Here is a 1,008-nt window from a genome sequence, read left to right as displayed (position 1 = left end):
TTCAATACCCTATGGATTCAGGTAAAGATACTGTTCCATTACGAACAGTGGGTTTCCCCATTCGGAAATCTCCGGATCAAAGCTTACTTACAGCTCCCCGAAGCATATCGGTGTTAGTCCCGTCCTTCATCGGCTCCTAGTGCCAAGGCATCCACCGTGCGCCCTTTCTAACTTAACCTTGCGGCAAATACTTGCCAGGTTTCTCTTTTTCAATCAAAAGAGAGAAAAACTAAAATGGCGATACTCGGTTTTATTGCAATTGCCTTCTTACATACGATTATCCAGTTTTCAAGGAACAAAGTGGAGCCTAGCGGGATCGAACCGCTGACCTCCTGCGTGCAAAGCAGGCGCTCTCCCAGCTGAGCTAAGGCCCCGTAAAAATATTAAAATGGTGGGCCTAAATGGACTCGAACCATCGACCTCACGCTTATCAGGCGTGCGCTCTAACCAGCTGAGCTATAGGCCCACATAAAAGGAAATATAAAAGAGATTGCTCTCTCAAAACTAAACAAACAAGCTCATCAACATTACGAACCGAAGGTTCGCATTCCGAATGTCCTAAAAGACATTATCCTTAGAAAGGAGGTGATCCAGCCGCACCTTCCGATACGGCTACCTTGTTACGACTTCACCCCAATCATCTGTCCCACCTTAGGCGGCTGGCTCCAAAAGGTTACCCCACCGACTTCGGGTGTTACAAACTCTCGTGGTGTGACGGGCGGTGTGTACAAGGCCCGGGAACGTATTCACCGCGGCATGCTGATCCGCGATTACTAGCGATTCCGGCTTCATGCAGGCGAGTTGCAGCCTGCAATCCGAACTGAGAATAGATTTATGGGATTGGCTTCACCTCGCGGCTTCGCTGCCCTTTGTTCTATCCATTGTAGCACGTGTGTAGCCCAGGTCATAAGGGGCATGATGATTTGACGTCATCCCCACCTTCCTCCGGTTTGTCACCGGCAGTCTCCTTAGAGTGCCCAACTGAATGCTGGCAACTAAGAACAAGGG

Annotated in this window: 2 tRNA genes and 2 rRNA genes; all 4 read right to left on the bottom strand. The window is 49.4% G+C overall.

From position 1 onward, the window contains the following. Nucleotides 1-178 (bottom strand): 23S ribosomal RNA (locus WQ57_RS22140); the annotation flags it as partial. Between the two features lie 123 nt (nucleotides 179-301). Continuing rightward, nucleotides 302-374 (bottom strand) — tRNA-Ala (locus WQ57_RS22135). A 15-nt stretch (nucleotides 375-389) separates the two neighbouring features. Further along, nucleotides 390-466, bottom strand: a tRNA-Ile gene (locus WQ57_RS22130). 112 nt (nucleotides 467-578) lie between these two features. Continuing rightward, nucleotides 579-1,008 (bottom strand): 16S ribosomal RNA (locus WQ57_RS22125); the annotation flags it as partial.

The sequence above is a fragment of the Mesobacillus campisalis genome, from assembly GCF_000986785.1.
Classification (GTDB): domain Bacteria; phylum Bacillota; class Bacilli; order Bacillales; family Cytobacillaceae; genus Mesobacillus_B; species Mesobacillus_B campisalis.
Note: the sequence above shows the minus strand (reverse complement) of the source record. Positions and strands in the feature narration are given on the sequence as shown.